Raw genomic sequence first — 15572 nt, 5'->3', positions numbered from 1 at the left:
AATGCCCATGGCTTTTACCCTGGAACTGGAAGAGTGGGTCGGCAGCGCCTGGCACCGCTTTATCACCCGTCGCGCCAGCGTGGATTTCCCTGCGGCGCAGGTCCACTTGAGCGACCGCCAACGCAGCCTGGCGCTGCTGTTTCGCGCCCTCGGCGGCGCCGGAGGCATCGCCCTGGAAGCCGCCGGCGAACGCGACCTGCTGCTGCGCCGTAACCTGTTGATGCGTATTGCCGGCACTTGCAAACAGGCACCGCTGGCGTCCTGCGACGGCAACCGTTTGCGCCTGCCGTCCCGCCTGGCGGTGTTCCCCCACGCCAGCCTCAACCTGGAGCTTTACCGCTGGTTGGCCCTGCTTGCCGCACAGTCCGGCCCGATGACCCACTGGGCGCGGGACAACCAGCGCTGGACCTGGCTGCTGCTGCAACGCTACCCCGCCATGGGCCCCAGCTACCGGCGCCTGGTGGATGCGCACATCGCCTTGCGCCCCGACCCCGCCAGCCTGCGCCCCGACGAAGCGGCTCTGGAAAAAGCCCTGCGCAAGGCCCTGCGCGAGCCCGGCAGTGTGCGCCATCTGCCACGCAGCGAGCGCGCGCCGTGGCCGTTGCCGTTGTGGTTGTACCCGCCGCTGCACCTCGACACGCCGCAAAGCGCCGACCTCGACGACAGCGGCGACGATCTGTCAGCAGCGCCCAGTGAACAACACGGCGCACCCAAGCGCGCCACGCGTCTGGATGACCAGAGCCACGACGGCGGCCTGCTGGTGGTACGCCTGGAGAACCTGTTCAGTTGGACCGAACACGTCGACCTCGACCGCTGGAGCGACGACAGCGACGACCCCGACGCCGCCCGCGTGGCCGAAGACCTCGACCAACTGAGCCTGTCACGCCAGCGTGTGCGCAAAAGTGGCGGGCTGAAACTGCACCTCGACCTGCCGCCCGCCGACGTTGATGACATCCCCCTCGGCGCAGGGATCAAGCTGCCGGAGTGGGACTACCGCCAGCAGCGCCTGCAAGACGCCTTCGTCAACCTGCAACTGATGCAGCTACGCGACGCGCCACCGCAACCTTTGCCAGTGCGCCTGCATGCCGAGGCCCGGCGCTTGCGCCGCCAGTTCCAGCACCTGCGCACCGACCGCCAATGGCAGCGCCAGCAACCCCAGGGCAGCGAAATCGACCTGCACGCCTGGCTGGATTTTCATGTGCAACGCCAGCACGGCGCCTGCGCCGAGCGCGGCTTGTTCATGGAGCAACGTCACAGCCACCGCGACCTTGCCTGCCTGCTGCTGGCCGACCTGTCGATGTCCACCGATGCGCACCTGAACGACAGCCAAAAGGTCATCGACGTGATTCGCGACAGCCTGCTGCTGTTCGGCGAAAGCCTGGCCGGCGCGGGGGACCGCTTTGCGCTGTACGGGTTTTCGTCCCTGCGTCGCCAGCAGGTGCGCATGCAGGTGCTCAAGTCCTTCCAGCAACCCTATGACGACCACACCCGCGGTGCGATCCAGGCGCTCAAGCCGGGTTACTACACGCGCATGGGCGCCGCGATCCGCCAGGCCACCCGGCTGCTGGGGGCCTGCCCACAGCGGCGCAAACTGTTGTTGCTGCTCACCGATGGCAAGCCCAACGACCTGGATCTGTACGAGGGCCGCTATGGCGTGGAAGACACCCGCCAGGCGGTGCTCGAAGCGCGGCGCCAGGGCTTGATCCCGTTCTGCATCACCATCGACAAGCAGGCCGGTGACTACCTGCCGTACATGTTCGGCGCGAACGGCTTCACCCTGATCCGCCAGCCACAGCAGTTGCCGCAGCGGCTACCGCAGCTGTACCGGCAGTTGACCGAGGGTCAGTAAATATCCCGGGGGAGCCAGAAGAACATCGCGATGCAAAACAGCGCCAGGCCCACGCAGAACCACTGAAAGCGGCTCAGCCGCAGGGCCTGTTTGCTGGCCTCGGACGCCGGCAGCGGCATGGCGCAGTGTGCGCAGGTGACGCGTGCTTCGGGGTTGCGCCGCTGGCAGTACAGGCAGGTCTTCACTCGAATTGCTCCAGGCGCGGGCGGTCGAGAATGGCGATATGACGACCGTCCTGGGTGATGATCTTTTCGTCGATCAAGCGCCGGATAATCCGCGAGAACGTCTCCGGCTGGATCGACAGGTGCCCGGCGATCAACTGCTTGGCCATGGGCAGTTCGAAGCGTGTTTCGGTGTTCTGCTGGCGCACCAGTTGTGTGAGCAGGTAGCGCACCACGCGGTGGGTGGCGTTCTTCAGCGACAGTGTCTCGATCTCGTTGACCCGCTGGTGCAGGCGCACGCACAACGTGCCGAGCAGGGCGAAGGTCAGGCGGCTGTTGCTGTGCAACAGGCGCATGTAGGTGGCGTTGGACAGCCGATACACCTGGCTCGGGCACACCGCTTCGGCGCACGCCACGTAGTTGGGCGTGTCCATCAGCATCATCGCTTCGGCGAACGTCTGGCGTTCGCCGATCACCTCGAACACCTTCTCCTGGCCGTCCGGGGTCAGGCGGTAGATTTTCACCGCGCCGGCAATCACAAAGTAAAACGCCTCGGCCGGTTCGCCCTGGCGGAACAGCGGCTCGCCCTTGTCGACATTGAGCAGTTGGCTGTTGCTCATCAGCTCAGTCAGTTGGGCCTCGTCCATGGGCTCGAACAGGTGGTGACTGCGCAGGATCTGGTGATGGACACGATGGAGCACCATCAATACCTCGGGACACAAAGGGGAAGGGGGGCTCAAGGTTAATCCGACTACCCTTGGCACAGCTTGATCTGCGACAAGGGCAAGACGCGCGCGCAGGCGCACCATCGGCACAGAAAATGAGTTGAGGAGCCGCAGCATGCAAGTTCTGGATCGGCGCAAGGCACTGTCGATTACCCCGTTGTTTCGCCTGGCCTTCCGGCCGTTCTTCCTCGGCGCGTGCCTGTTGGCGGCGTTGGCGGTTCCCCTGTGGCTGCTGGCCCTGGGAGGCATGACCGGCAACTGGCAACCGGCCGGCGGCTGGCTTGTCTGGCATCGGCATGAACTGCTGTTTGGCTTTGGCGTGGCGATCATCGCCGGGTTCCTGCTGACGGCGGTGCAGACCTGGACCGGCCGCCCGGGCCTCAGCGGTGCGCCCCTGGCGGCGCTGGCGGGTTTGTGGCTGGCGGCGCGCCTGGGCTGGTTGCTGGATATTCCATGGCCGCTGCTGGCGCTGCTGGAACTGAGCTTTCCGCTGGCGGTGGCCGGGGTGATGGGCTGGACGCTGTGGCAGGTACGCCAGCGGCGCAACTACCCGATTGTGCTGGTGCTGGTGCTGCTGGCCGTGGCGGATGGGTTGTCGCTGTATGACCTCGGCCTGCAACGCCAGGCGGTGCTCACCGGGCTATGGCTGGTGGCCGCGATGATGGGCTTGATCGGCGGCCGCGTGATCCCGTTTTTCACCCAGCGCGGCCTGGGCCGGGTCGAGGCGGTCAAGCCGTGGCCGTGGCTGGATCATCTGCTGCTGGGCGGCTCGATCCTGGCGGCGCTGTTCTATGCCAGCGGGCTGGCCCTGTCGCCGCGCCTTTGGCTGGGCGTGCTGTTTGCCGCACTTGGCGTGGGCCACCTGCTGCGCCTGGTGCGTTGGCACGCGCGCGGCCTGTGGCAGGTGCCACTGTTGTGGTCGCTGCACCTGGCGTACGCCTGGCTGGCGCTGGCCTGCCTGGGCATGGCGCTGTGGCATTTCGGCGCGCCGTTGAACCCCAGCCTGGCGGTGCATGCGCTGACGGTGGGGGCCATGGGGGGCTTGATCCTGGCGATGATCGCGCGGGTCAGCCTCGGCCACACTGGCCGCTCGCTGCAACCGCCAGGTGGGATGAGCCTGGCGTTTGCGCTGCTGAACCTGGCGTGTGTGTGCCGGGTGCTGCTGGTGCTGGTGTGGCCGGTGGCGGCGCTGTGGCTGGCGGGGGCGTGCTGGTGCGTCGGGTTGGGGCTGTACCTGTGGCGTTATGGCCCGATGCTCTGGCAGGCGCGGGTCGACGGGCATCCAGGGTAGGAGGCAGCTATGTATTCACTGTTGCTGATCGTACATCTGCTGGCGGCCATCGCGTTTATCGGCACGCTGTTTTTTGAACTGGTGATCTGGCACAGCGCCCGGGAAGAGTTGGCCTGGTCGGCGCAATTCACCTCGGACCAGGCGATCGCCCGGCGATCGCGGCGGGTGCTGCACGGGGTCGTAGTGGTGCTGTACGGCGCGGGCCTGGGCCTGGCGTGGCACTACTGGAGCGTGCCGTGGACCGCTCGTTTTACGCTGTTGTTCAGCCTGAAAGTCAGCCTGGCGCTGAGCATCATCGGGCACTACCTGCTGCTCGCGTACTGGCTGACCCATAAGCGCCTGAGTGCCAAGCGCGCACTGTGGATACGGCGCAGCATCCTGGGGCACATGGTGCTGATCGTGATCCTCGCCAAATCCCTGTGGTAACCCCTGCATCAACCGCCTTTGTAGTGAGCGGGCTTGCCCCGCGCTGGGTGGCGCAGCCGCCCCAAACCCAGGCACCTTGGTTTGTCTGAAACACCGCGGCGTCCTTGTTGGGGCGGCTTCGCCACCCGGCGCGGGGCAAGCCCGCGCACTACAGAGTGTTCAAGGCCAGGGTGCAGGAATGTGATGTTGTACACAGTTGCCATGCGGCGTCATGCCACGGCCAATTGTTGATCGCGGTCAAGGGATCATTCGGCGTCAGTTCCCACACTGTGGCGAACTTTCCGGAGGACCGCGTCATGCCCCTGTCCCTTGCGCAATTGCGCCGCAACTACACCCTTTATGGCCTGCGTGATGACTGCGAGCAGGACGACCCGCTGGAGCTGTTCGGCCAGTGGCTGGCCCAGGCGCGCAAGACGGAAGTGCCGCCCGCCGAGGCCAACAGCATGGCCCTGGCCACGGTCGACAGCAGCGGCCACGCCCATTGCCGCATCTTGTTGCTCAAGGGCTTCAGCGCCGAAGGGTTTTTCTTTTTCGGTCATTACCAGAGCGCCAAGGGCCAGGAACTGGCGAGCAACCCCCACGCCGCCATGACGTTTTTCTGGCCCGGCCTGGAGCGCCAGGTGCGCATCGAAGGCCCGGTGATGAAGGCCGACACCGAACTGTCCGACGACTATTTCGACGCCCGCCCGGCCGCCAGCCAACTGGGCTCCTGGGCCTCGCCGCAGAGCCAGCCATTGGCCCATCGCAGCGAGCTGGAAGGCCGCCTGCGTGAAGTCACCGAGCGTTTCGCCGGGCGCCAACCGCCACGGCCGGAGCAATGGGGCGGTTATTGCCTGCAACCGCAGCGCATCGAGTTCTGGCAGGGGCGTGCGGATCGTTTGCATGACCGCCTCGACTTCCGCCTGCACGACGGCCACTGGCAACGCACGCGCCTGGCCCCCTAACGGCATACCTCCTCCGAGGAATAGGCCCTGCGCCCATTGCGGCGCAGGCTGCAACCATCTTTTCAACGCCTGGAGCCTGGATCATGGCCCATCTGACCCAACGCAGTTTTGTCTCCCTGAATATCGCGGTGCTGACCATCAGCGACACCCGCACCTACGACACCGACACCTCCGGCGACACCCTGGTGGACCGCCTGCAAACCGCTGGCCACATGCTGATCGACCGCGGCATCGTGATGGATGACATCTACCAGATCCGCGCGCGCGTCTCGCAGTGGATCGCCGACCCCCAGGTGCAAGTGGTGCTGATGACCGGCGGCACCGGCTTCACCGCTCGAGATAACACGCCCCAGGCCGTGCTGCCGTTGCTGGACAAACAGGTCGACGGTTTTGGCGAGCTGTTTCGCCAGGTGTCCCTCGCCGAAATCGGCATGTCGACCCTGCAATCGCGTGCCCTGGCCGGTTTCAGCAACGGTGTGCTGGTGTGCTGCATGCCAGGTTCGCCGGGCGCGTGCCGCACCGCCTGGGACCAGATTCTCGTCGGTCAACTGGACAGCCGCACCGGCCCGTGCAATTTCGCGCCGCACCTCAAGCCACAACTCGACCAGGCGCTCGCGGCCTGTGAGGCACGCTCATGAACGTGTGTGACAGCGGCGACCTGCTGCCGGTAGAGGAGGCCATCGAACAGTTGCTGGCACAGGCGCCGCCGCCGCCTTCCACTGAAGTGATTGCCTTGGCCCAGGCCCTTGGGCGGGTCGTCGCCGACGAAGTGTTTTCACCCCTCGACCTGCCAAGCTGGGACAACAGCGCCATGGACGGCTACGCCCTGCGCGCGTTTGACGTGCCGGAGCAGGGTGGTTACCTCGAAGTGGCCGGGCGCATCGCTGCCGGGCACAGCAGCGACGTGCCGTTGCAGGCCGGGCAGGCGGTGCGCATCTTTACGGGTGCGCCGTTGCCGGCGGGCGCCGACAGCGTGGTGCCGCAGGAACGTTGCCGGGTGTATGGCCAGCGCATCTGGTGCCCACCCGTGCGCCTGGGCGAACACGTGCGCAAGCGCGGCGAAGAGCTGCAACGCGGGCAACGGGTGTTGAGCGCCGGCAAGCGCCTGCGTGCCCAGGAGATCGGCCTGCTGGCGGCGGCGGGCATCCCGCGGGTCAAGGTCTATCGGCCGCTGCGGGTGTGCCTGCTCAGCAGCGGTGATGAATTGCGCGAGCCGGGTGAGTCGCTCGCACCCGGGCAGATCTACAACAGCAACCGCCACCTCCTCGCGGCGTTGCTGCGCGGTTGGGGCGTGGACGTGCACGACTACGGCGTGATGGCCGACGCCCTGGCGGCCAGCCGCGATGCGCTGGTGCTGGCGTCTTCCGAATGCGACCTGCTGCTGACCACCGGCGGTGTGTCGGTGGGCGAGGAGGACCACCTCAAGCAGGCGATCCAGGCGCTCGGCAAGGTCGAGTTCTGGCGCCTGGCGATCCAGCCCGGCAAGCCCTTGGCGTTCGGCCAGGTCGCGGGCAAACCGTGGATCGGCCTGCCGGGCAACCCGACCGCCGCGCTGATCACCGCGTTGGTGGTGGTGCGCCCGTTCCTGCTGCGCGCCCAGGGGGCCGAGCGGGTGTTGCCGGTGCCGATCAACGTGGTGGCCGGGTTTGACTGGGCCAAGCCGAACAAGCGCCGCCAATACCTGCGTGCGCGCTTGAGCCCCGGCATCGATGGGCAATTGCGCGCCATCCTGCACCCGCAGCAAAGCTCGGCGATGCTCGCGCCCGCGTGTTGGGCCGACGGCCTGGTGATTGTCGAACGCGGACAGCAGGTGCCCAAGGGCGCGGCGGTGCCGTTCCTGTCCTTTGCCGATTTTCAATAAGGAGCCACCATGCAACTGGTCTGCCCGGCAGGCAACTTGCCTGCGCTGAAAGCCGCCGTGCGCCAAGGCGCCGATGCGGTGTACGTGGGGTTTCGCGATGACACCAATGCCCGGCATTTCGCCGGGCTGAACATGGACGACAAACAGTTCGACGCCGCCGTCGCCCATATCCGCCAGCACCAGCGCAAGCTCTACGTGGCGGTCAACACCTACCCGCAACCCAAGATCTGGCCGCGCTGGCAACGGGCGGTGGACCGCGCCGCCGATCATGGCATCGACGCGCTGATCGCCGCCGACCCCGGTGTGCTCGGCTACGCCGCCCAGCGTCATCCGCACCTGGCCTTGCACTTGTCGGTGCAGGGCTCGGCCACCCATGCGGCGGCGCTGAAGTTCTACGTTGAACGCTACGGTATCCGCCGTGCGGTGCTGCCGCGTGTGCTGTCCCTGGCCCAGGTCAAGCAGGTGGCGGCCAGCGCCACGGTGCCCATCGAAGTGTTCGGCTTTGGCAGCCTGTGCATCATGGCTGAAGGGCGCTGCCACTTGTCGTCCTACATCACCGGGGAATCGCCCAACCTGTGCGGTGTGTGCTCACCGGCCAAGGCCGTGCGCTGGAGCGATGACGCCGACGGCCTCAGTGCGCGCCTCAGCGAGGTGCTGATCGACCGCTACACGCCGGACGAACCCGCCGGCTATCCGACCCTGTGCAAAGGCCGTTTCCTGGTGGACGGCAAGCGCTTCCATGCGCTGGAAGAACCCACCAGCCTGGACACCCTCGACCTGCTGCCAGAGCTCACGGCCATCGGCGTGGAAGCAGTGAAGATCGAAGGCCGCCAACGCAGCCCGGCGTATGTCGAGCAAGTCACCCGCGTCTGGCGCGCCGCCCTCGACGCCCACCGCGCCAGCCCGGCCCACTTTGTGGTCAAGGACCAATGGCGGCAGGTGTTGGCGGGGCTTTCCGAAGGCAGCCAGACCACCCTGGGTGCTTACCATCGTGCATGGCAGTGAGGAACCACAGATGAAACTCAGCCTCGGACCGGTGCTGTTTTATTGGGACAAGGAGCACCTCGGGCGCTTCTATGCGGACATGGCCGACTTGCCCCTGGACGTGATTTACCTGGGCGAGACCGTGTGCTCCAAACGCCGCGCCCTGAACCTCGATCAATGGCTGGGCCTGGGGCGTGAATTGCAGGCGTGCAGTTCGGCGCAGATCGTGTTGTCGAGCCTTACCTTGATTGAAGCCGCCTCGGAACTGTCCAGCCTGCGTCGCCTGTGCGACAACGGCCAGTTGCTGGTGGAAGCCAACGACATGGGCGCGGTGCAGTTGCTGATGGAGCGCAAGCTGCCCTTCGTCGGCGGCCCGGCGCTCAACCTCTACAACGGCCACGCCCTGGTGCAATTGCTCGATGCCGGCATGCAACGCTGGGTGCCGCCGGTGGAATGCTCCCGCGGCTTGATCGCCGATGTGCTGGAGCAAGTACGTGAACTGGGGCGGCCGTTGCCCCAGGTCGAGATCTTCGCCTACGGTCATCTGCCCCTGGCCTACTCGGCGCGCTGCTTCACTGCCCGTGCGGAAAACCGGCCCAAGGACGACTGCCAGTTCTGCTGCATCAACTACCCGGACGGCATGGCCTTGACCAGCCAGGAAGGGCAGGCGTTGTTTACCTTGAACGGCATTCAGACGATGTCCGCCGACGTCACCAACCTGCTCGCCGACTACCCGGGGCTGGTCGCCTGCGGTGCCGATCTGCTGCGTCTGAGCCCCAGGGCCGAAGGCATGGCCGATGTGGTGCGTGCCTACGACCAGGTGCGCCAGGGCGCCACGCCGCCGTTGTTTGTCGACGGTTGCAACGGCTACTGGCATGGCCAGGCCGGCATGTTGCGGGTCGAGGAGGTGGGGCTATGTTGAATCGCAAACAATGGCTGCTCAAGGGCGCCGACCGTCTGTTGCCACTGCTGCGCCGCGTGCCGTTCCGGGTCCAGCGCCTGGCGTTGCAGCAAGGCCTCAACCGCTGCCTGGCCGAGCCCTTGCGCGACGGTGGCTTCGACCTGCTGCGCGGGCGCTGGATGTGCCTGCGCATCCCCGACCTGGGGTTGTGCTGGTACTTGACCCTGGCGCGGGATGGGTTGCGCATTGCCGACAAGGCCCAGGCCCAGGTGACCATCAGCGGCAACTGGCGTGAGTTTTTGTTATTGGCCAGTCGGCAGGAAGATCCGGATACGCTGTTTTTTCGCCGGCGGTTGGTGATTGAGGGGGATACGGAGTTGGGGTTGGGGTTGAAGAACCTGATCGATAGCCTGGACCCGGATGTATTGCCGCCGTGGCTATGGCGCAATTTGGAACGTGCTGGACGCGGCCTGGCAGCCTGACGTGTCTCAGGTTCCTACATAACGTTGCTTGGAACACCGGACCTGTGGCGAGGGAGCTTGCTCCCTCGGGGATCTCCAGTCGAGCACTGACAGCCCGCCAACACCGATCACCTGTGGGAGCGGGCTTGCCCGCGAAAGCGGTGGTTCAGCCAACACCTCTATCAACAGTGCCACCGCCTTCGCAGCCTCGCTAAAGCTCGACAGCTCCCACAGGGGACTAGCAGTGCCTGGGCGATCTCCAGCCGAACACTCACTCCCCATCAACACCAATCACCTGTGGGAGCGGGCTTGCCCGCGAAAGCGGTGGTTCAGCCAACACCTCCACCAGCAGTGCCACCGCCTTCGCAGCCTCGCTAGGGCTCGACAGCTCCCACAGGGGATTGGCAGTGCCTAGGCGATCTCCAGCCGAACACTCACTCCCCATCAACACCAATCACCTGTGGGAGCGGGCTTGCCCGCGAAAGCGGTGGCTCAGCCAACACCTCTACCAACAGTGCCGCCGCCTTCGCCGCCTCGCTAGGGCTCGACAGCTCCCACAGGGGATTGGCAGTGCCTAGGCGATCTCCAGCCGAACACTCACTCCCCATCAACACCAATCACCTGTGGGAGCGGGCTTGCCCGCGAAAGCGGCGGTTCAGCCAACACCTCTCTCAACAGTGCCACCGCTTTCGCAGCCTCGCTAGGGCTCGACAGCTCCCACAGGGGATTGGCAGTGTTCGGGCGATCTCCAGCCGAGCACTGATAGCCCGCCAACACCAATCACCTGTGGGAGCGGGCTTGCCCGCGAAAGCGGTGGCTCAGCCAACACCTCTACCAACAGTGCCACCGCCTTCGCAGCCTCGCTAAAGCTCGACAGCTCCCACAGGGGACTAGCAGTGCCTGGGCGATCTTCAGCCGAACACTCACTATCCATCAACACCGATCAACTGTGGGAGCGGGCTTGCCCGCGAAAGCGGCGGTTCAGCCAACACCTCTCTCAACAGTGCCACCGCTTTCGCAGCCTCGCTAGGGCTCGACAGCTCCCACAGGGGACTCGCAGTGCCTGGGCGATCTCCAGCCAAACACTCACTCCCCAGCAACACCAATCACCTGTGGGAGCGGGCTTGCCCGCGAAAGCGGTGGTTCAGCCAACACCTCCACCAACAGTGCCGCCGCCTTCGCAGCCTCGCTAGGGCTCGACAGCTCCCACAGGGGATTGGCAGTGTTCGGGCGATCTCCAGCCGAGCACTGATAGCCCGCCAACACCAATCACCTGTGGGAGCGGGCTTGCCCGCGAAAGCGGCGGTTCAGCCAACACCTCTCTCAACAGTGCCACCGCTTTCGCAGCCTCGCTAGGGCTCGACAGCTCCCACAGGGGATTGGCAGTGCCTAGGCGATCTCCAGCCGAACACTTACTCCCCATCAACACCAATCACCTGTGGGAGCGGGCTTGCCCGCGAAAGCGGTGGCTCAGCCAACACCTCTACCAACAGTGCCACCGCTTTCGCAGCCTCGCTAGGGCTCGACAGCTCCCACAGGGGATTGGCAGTGTTCGGGCGATCTCCAGCCGAGCACTGATAGCCCGCCAACACCGATCACCTGTGGGAGCGGGCTTGCCCGCGAAAGCGGTGGTTCAGCCAACACCTCCACCAACAGTGCTACCGCCTTCGCAGCCTCGCTAAAGCTCGACACAGGGGATTTCGGTTTCTTCCATTGGTTTCGGGTTGCGGTGATACGCCACACCTCGGAAAAAACCGGCTTGATTCTGGTCAAGGGCCACTGGCCATCCTCGCCTCTACCATCGGTCCCATCTTCAGCACGCCGCCGTAAGGGACCCCATGATCCGTTCCACGCACCTGACGCTTCACTGGCTGATCATGGCGGTGCTGCTGATGTTTTTGCCCAACGCTCAAGCCGAGCCCGCGCAGCAACGCATCGATCACACCTTCCCCCAACACGACGCAGTCTCGGCCGCCGAAGGCCCGTTCAAGGTGCGTACCATCAGCCAGGGCGGCCAGCCCGTCGGCTATGTGTTCCAGACCCTGGATGTGCTGAATATCCCGGCCTACTCGGGCAAACCGATCAACACCCAGGTGATCCTCGACACCGCCGGGATCATCCGCGATGCCTATGTGTTGGAGCACCACGAACCGATCCTGCTGATCGGCATCCCCGAGGCCAAGCTGCATGAGTTCACCGGCCACTATGCGGGTGTAGACGTGCGCCAACGGGTGGTGGTTGGCCGCTCCAGTGACCCCAAGGCGGTCACCGTGGACGCGATTGCCGGTGCGACGGTGACGGCCATGGTTGTCAATGAGGTGGTGATGCGCGCTGCCCATGAAGTCGCGGTGGCCCTCAAGCTGATCGACGGCAAGGCCGCCGCCAAGCAGAAAGCCGCGCTGATCCGCACTGATGAGTTCACCCCGGCGAGCTGGGCGCAGTTGAGCGGCAACGGTGCGATCCGCCGCCTGCACCTGACCCGTGGCCAGGTCGACGCGGCCTTCAAGGACACCGCTGCCGAAGCCAGCGGTGCCGCCGACGACACCTTCATCGATCTCTACGTGGCCGACATCAACCCGCCGAGCATCGGCCGCAACCTGCTGGGCGAGGCGCACTACACAGACCTGATGCAGCGCCTCAAACCCGGTGAGCAGGCGATTGCCGTGCTCGGGCGCGGGCTGTTTTCGTTCAAGGGCTCGGGCTATGTGCGCGGCGGGATTTTCGACCGGGTGCAGTTGCGCCAATTCGGCAATGTCATCAGCTTTCGCGACCTCGACCACCAGCGCATCGATGACGCCTACGCCGATGGCATGCCGGCGTTTGACGAGATGTCGGTGTTTATCGTGCGCCCGCAAGCGGCCTTCGACCCCGGTTCGCCGTGGACCCTGGAACTCTTGGTACGCCGCCAGACCGGCCCGGTCAGCGGCACCTTCAGCAGTTTCGAATTGCCTTACCAGATGCCCGAACAGTACCTGGAACGCCCGGCGCCCAGCGCCGAGGAGCAGGCGGCGATCGATGAAGCCAACCGCCCGCTGTGGCTGAGCATCTGGTATCAGAAGCAAACCCAGGTGCTGGTACTCGGCGCCGCGCTGGTACTGCTCACGGCGATTCTGTTCCTGCAAGACAGCCTGGCCCGCCGCCCACGCCTGTTGCATTGGCTGCGCCGGGGCTACCTGGTGTTTACCGTGGTTTTTATCGGTTGGTATGCGTTGGGGCAGTTGTCGGTGGTGAATGTGCTGACCTTTGTGCATGCGCTGTTCGAAGGGTTCCGCTGGGAGCTGTTCCTCACCGACCCGCTGATCTTCATGCTCTGGGTGTTCACCGCTGCGAGCATTCTGCTGTGGGGACGTGGCGTGTTCTGCGGCTGGCTGTGCCCGTTCGGCGCGTTGCAGGAATTGCTCAATGAAGCCGCGCGTTTGCTCAAGATCCGCCAGTTCGAATTGCCGTTCGCCGTGCATGAGCGGTTGTGGGCGATCAAGTACCTGATCCTGCTGGTGCTGTTCGGCATTTCCCTGCAGTCCATGGCCACCGCCGAGCGCTTCGCCGAAGTCGAACCGTTCAAGACCGCCATCACCCTGCATTTCGACCGCCAGTGGTGGTTCGTGCTCTACGCCGTGGCGCTGCTGGTGATCAATCTGTTCACCCGCAAAGTCTACTGCCGCTACGTCTGCCCACTGGGAGCGGCGCTGGCGATCCCGAGCAAGTTCCGCCTGTTCGACTGGCTCAAGCGTCGCGCCGAATGCGGCAACCCGTGCCAGCTGTGCGCCAAGGAATGCGAGATCCAGGCGATCCATCCCGACGGCCATATCAACCCCAACGAATGCCACTACTGCCTCGATTGCCAGATGACCTGGCACAACGATCACAAGTGCCCGCCGCTGATCAACAAGCGCAAGAAGCGCAACAAGGCGGCGCAGCAGATTCCCGTGGTGCAGATAAATCCCAACGCTTGAAGGAGCAACCCATGAACGACACAGACGAAAAGCACGACGGCCTGACCCGGCGCGGTTTCCTCGGCAGCGGTGCGGTGACCGGCGCGGTCTTGGCCGGGGCTTCGGCCCTTGGCGGCACGGTGTTTACCCGTGAATCCTTTGCGGCGGCGGCCAAGGACGCCAAGGCGAAAATCCATGTGGAACCGGGCCAGCTCGACGACTATTACGGCTTTTGGAGCGGCGGCCACCAGGGCGAAGTGCGCGTGCTCGGCATCCCGTCGATGCGCGAGCTGATGCGTATCCCGGTGTTCAATATCGACGCCGCCACCGGCTGGGGGCTGACCAACGAAAGCAAGCGCATCCTGGGGGAGGGCGCCAAGTACCCGAACGGCGATTGCCATCACCCGCACCTGTCCACCACCGACGGCAAGTACGACGGCAAATACCTGTTTATCAACGACAAGGCCAACACCCGGGTCGCACGCATCCGCCTGGACATCATGAAGTGCGACAAGATCCTCACCGTGCCCAATGCCCAGGCCATCCACGGCCTGCGCCTGCAAAAGGTACCGTACACCAAGTACGTGTTCTGCAACGCCGAGTTCATCATTCCGCACCCCAATGACGGCAAGAATTTCGACCTGCAGGATCGCAACAGCTTCACCATGTTCAACGCCATCGACGCCGAGAAAATGGAGATGGCCTTCCAGGTCATCGTCGACGGCAACCTCGACAACGCCGACATGGACTACACCGGCAAATACGCAGCCGCTACCTGCTACAACTCGGAAAAGGCCACTGACCTGGCCGGCATGATGCGCAACGAGCGCGACTGGGTGGTGGTGTTCAACATCCCGCGCATCGAGGCGGCGATCAAGGCCGGCAAGTTCATCAGCGTCGACGGCGCCAAGGTGCCGGTGGTGGATGGGCGCAAATCGCTGGACGGCAAGGACAGCGAATTCACCCGCTATATCCCGGTGCCGAAAAACCCCCATGGCTGCAACACCTCGCCGGACGGCAAGTACTTCATCGCCAACGGCAAGCTGTCGCCCACCTGCACCATCATCGCCATCGACAAGCTCGACGACCTGTTCAACGGCAAGATCAGCGACCCGCGCGGCGTGGTGGTGGGTGAGCCGGAACTGGGCCTGGGCCCGTTGCACACCACCTACGACGGGCGCGGCAACGCTTACACCACGTTGTTTATCGACAGCCAGGTGGTCAAGTGGGACATCGCCAAGGCGATCCGCGCCTACGGTGGCGAGAAGGTCGACTACATCAAGCAGAAACTCGACGTGCACTACCAGCCCGGTCACAACCACGCCTCGCTCACCGAAACCCGCGACGCCGATGGCCAGTGGCTGATGGTGCTGAGCAAGTTCTCCAAGGACCGCTTCCTGCCCACCGGCCCACTGCACCCGGAGAACGACCAGTTGATCGACATCTCCGGCGAGGAGATGAAACTGGTCCACGACGGCCCGGCCTTTGCCGAACCCCACGACTGCGTGATGGCGCGGCGTGACCAGATCAACCCGAAAAAGATCTGGGAGCGCAACGACCCGTTTTTCGCCGAGACCGTGGCACTGGCCAAAAAGGACGGCATCAACCTGGAAACCGACAGCAAGGTGATCCGCGACGGCAACAAGGTGCGCGTGTACATGACCTCCATGGCCCCGGCCTATGGGCTCTCGGAGTTCACGGTTAAGCAAGGCAATGAAGTCACGGTGACCATCACCAATATCGACATGATCGAGGACGTGACCCACGGTTTTGTGATGGTCAACCACGGCGTGAGCATGGAGATCAGCCCGCAGCAGACTTCGTCAATCACCTTTATCGCCGACAAGCCGGGGCTGCATTGGTACTACTGCAGCTGGTTCTGCCATGCACTGCATATGGAGATGGTGGGGCGCATGAAAGTCGAGCCTGCCTGAACGCAGAGCACCACCACTGGGCCAATCCAGGCGCGTGGCTTGTGTGGGAGCGGGCTTGCTCCCACACAAGCCTTGCTCCCACACCGGGTCGTCTTTCATTCAT

General features: G+C 64.7%; 13 protein-coding genes. 11 read left to right on the top strand and 2 right to left on the bottom strand.

Annotation, left to right across the window (positions count from 1 at the left end; all coding sequences use genetic code 11):
- Positions 1–7: 7 nt before the first annotated feature.
- On the top strand, positions 8–1849 hold the full coding sequence (locus PSH81_RS15460; protein ID WP_305391008.1) for a nitric oxide reductase activation protein NorD: 1842 nt from the start codon (positions 8–10) through the stop codon (positions 1847–1849).
- Here PSH81_RS15460 and PSH81_RS15455 read toward each other — a convergent pair.
- Both PSH81_RS15455 and PSH81_RS15450 read right to left on the bottom strand, forming a co-directional pair.
- Positions 1843–2034, bottom strand: coding sequence for a protein DnrP (locus tag PSH81_RS15455; RefSeq protein WP_192300754.1), 192 nt, complete (start codon positions 2032–2034; stop codon positions 1843–1845). The genes PSH81_RS15460 and PSH81_RS15455 overlap by 7 nt on opposite strands.
- Positions 2031–2714 (bottom strand): Crp/Fnr family transcriptional regulator, encoded by a 684-nt coding sequence (locus PSH81_RS15450; protein WP_226457527.1) that lies wholly within the window; start codon positions 2712–2714, stop codon positions 2031–2033. Before PSH81_RS15450 ends, PSH81_RS15455 begins: the two co-directional genes overlap by 4 nt.
- A 136-nt stretch (positions 2715–2850) precedes the next feature.
- On the opposite strand from PSH81_RS15450, the gene PSH81_RS15445 reads away from it, so the two are divergent.
- From PSH81_RS15445 to nosZ, 10 genes are all read left to right on the top strand, one after another.
- Complete coding sequence (locus PSH81_RS15445; protein WP_305391007.1) at positions 2851–4026, top strand: NnrS family protein; 1176 nt, start codon at positions 2851–2853, stop codon at positions 4024–4026.
- 9 nt (positions 4027–4035) lie between these two features.
- Positions 4036–4452 (top strand): hypothetical protein, encoded by a 417-nt coding sequence (locus PSH81_RS15440; RefSeq protein WP_305391006.1) that lies wholly within the window; start codon positions 4036–4038, stop codon positions 4450–4452.
- A gap of 296 nt (positions 4453–4748) precedes the next feature.
- Positions 4749–5396, top strand: coding sequence for a pyridoxamine 5'-phosphate oxidase (pdxH, locus tag PSH81_RS15435; RefSeq protein ID WP_305391005.1), 648 nt, complete (start codon positions 4749–4751; stop codon positions 5394–5396).
- Between the two features lie 83 nt (positions 5397–5479).
- On the top strand, positions 5480–6034 hold the full coding sequence (moaB, locus tag PSH81_RS15430; RefSeq protein ID WP_226457529.1) for a molybdenum cofactor biosynthesis protein B: 555 nt from the start codon (positions 5480–5482) through the stop codon (positions 6032–6034).
- Positions 6031–7257: a gephyrin-like molybdotransferase Glp gene (glp, locus tag PSH81_RS15425; protein ID WP_226457530.1), complete on the top strand. Its 1227-nt coding sequence runs from the start codon at positions 6031–6033 to the stop codon at positions 7255–7257. Before moaB ends, glp begins: the two co-directional genes overlap by 4 nt.
- 9 nt (positions 7258–7266) lie before the next feature.
- Positions 7267–8262, top strand: a complete 996-nt coding sequence (locus PSH81_RS15420) for a peptidase U32 family protein (RefSeq protein WP_192300747.1) — start codon at positions 7267–7269, stop codon at positions 8260–8262.
- A gap of 10 nt (positions 8263–8272) precedes the next feature.
- A complete protein-coding gene (locus PSH81_RS15415; RefSeq protein ID WP_192300746.1) occupies positions 8273–9163 on the top strand; it encodes a U32 family peptidase in 891 nt (296 codons plus the stop codon).
- Complete coding sequence (locus PSH81_RS15410; protein ID WP_192300745.1) at positions 9157–9624, top strand: SCP2 domain-containing protein; 468 nt, start codon at positions 9157–9159, stop codon at positions 9622–9624. Before PSH81_RS15415 ends, PSH81_RS15410 begins: the two co-directional genes overlap by 7 nt.
- 1856 nt (positions 9625–11480) lie before the next feature.
- On the top strand, positions 11481–13556 hold the full coding sequence (nosR, locus tag PSH81_RS15405) for a transcriptional regulator NosR (protein WP_305392782.1): 2076 nt from the start codon (positions 11481–11483) through the stop codon (positions 13554–13556).
- 11 nt (positions 13557–13567) lie between these two features.
- On the top strand, positions 13568–15469 hold the full coding sequence (gene nosZ / locus PSH81_RS15400; RefSeq protein ID WP_192300743.1) for a TAT-dependent nitrous-oxide reductase: 1902 nt from the start codon (positions 13568–13570) through the stop codon (positions 15467–15469).
- Positions 15470–15572: the final 103 nt, after the last annotated feature.

The organism is Pseudomonas sp. FP2335, assembly GCF_030687535.1.
Classification (GTDB): Bacteria; Pseudomonadota; Gammaproteobacteria; order Pseudomonadales; family Pseudomonadaceae; genus Aquipseudomonas.
Note: the sequence above shows the minus strand (reverse complement) of the source record. Positions and strands in the feature narration are given on the sequence as shown.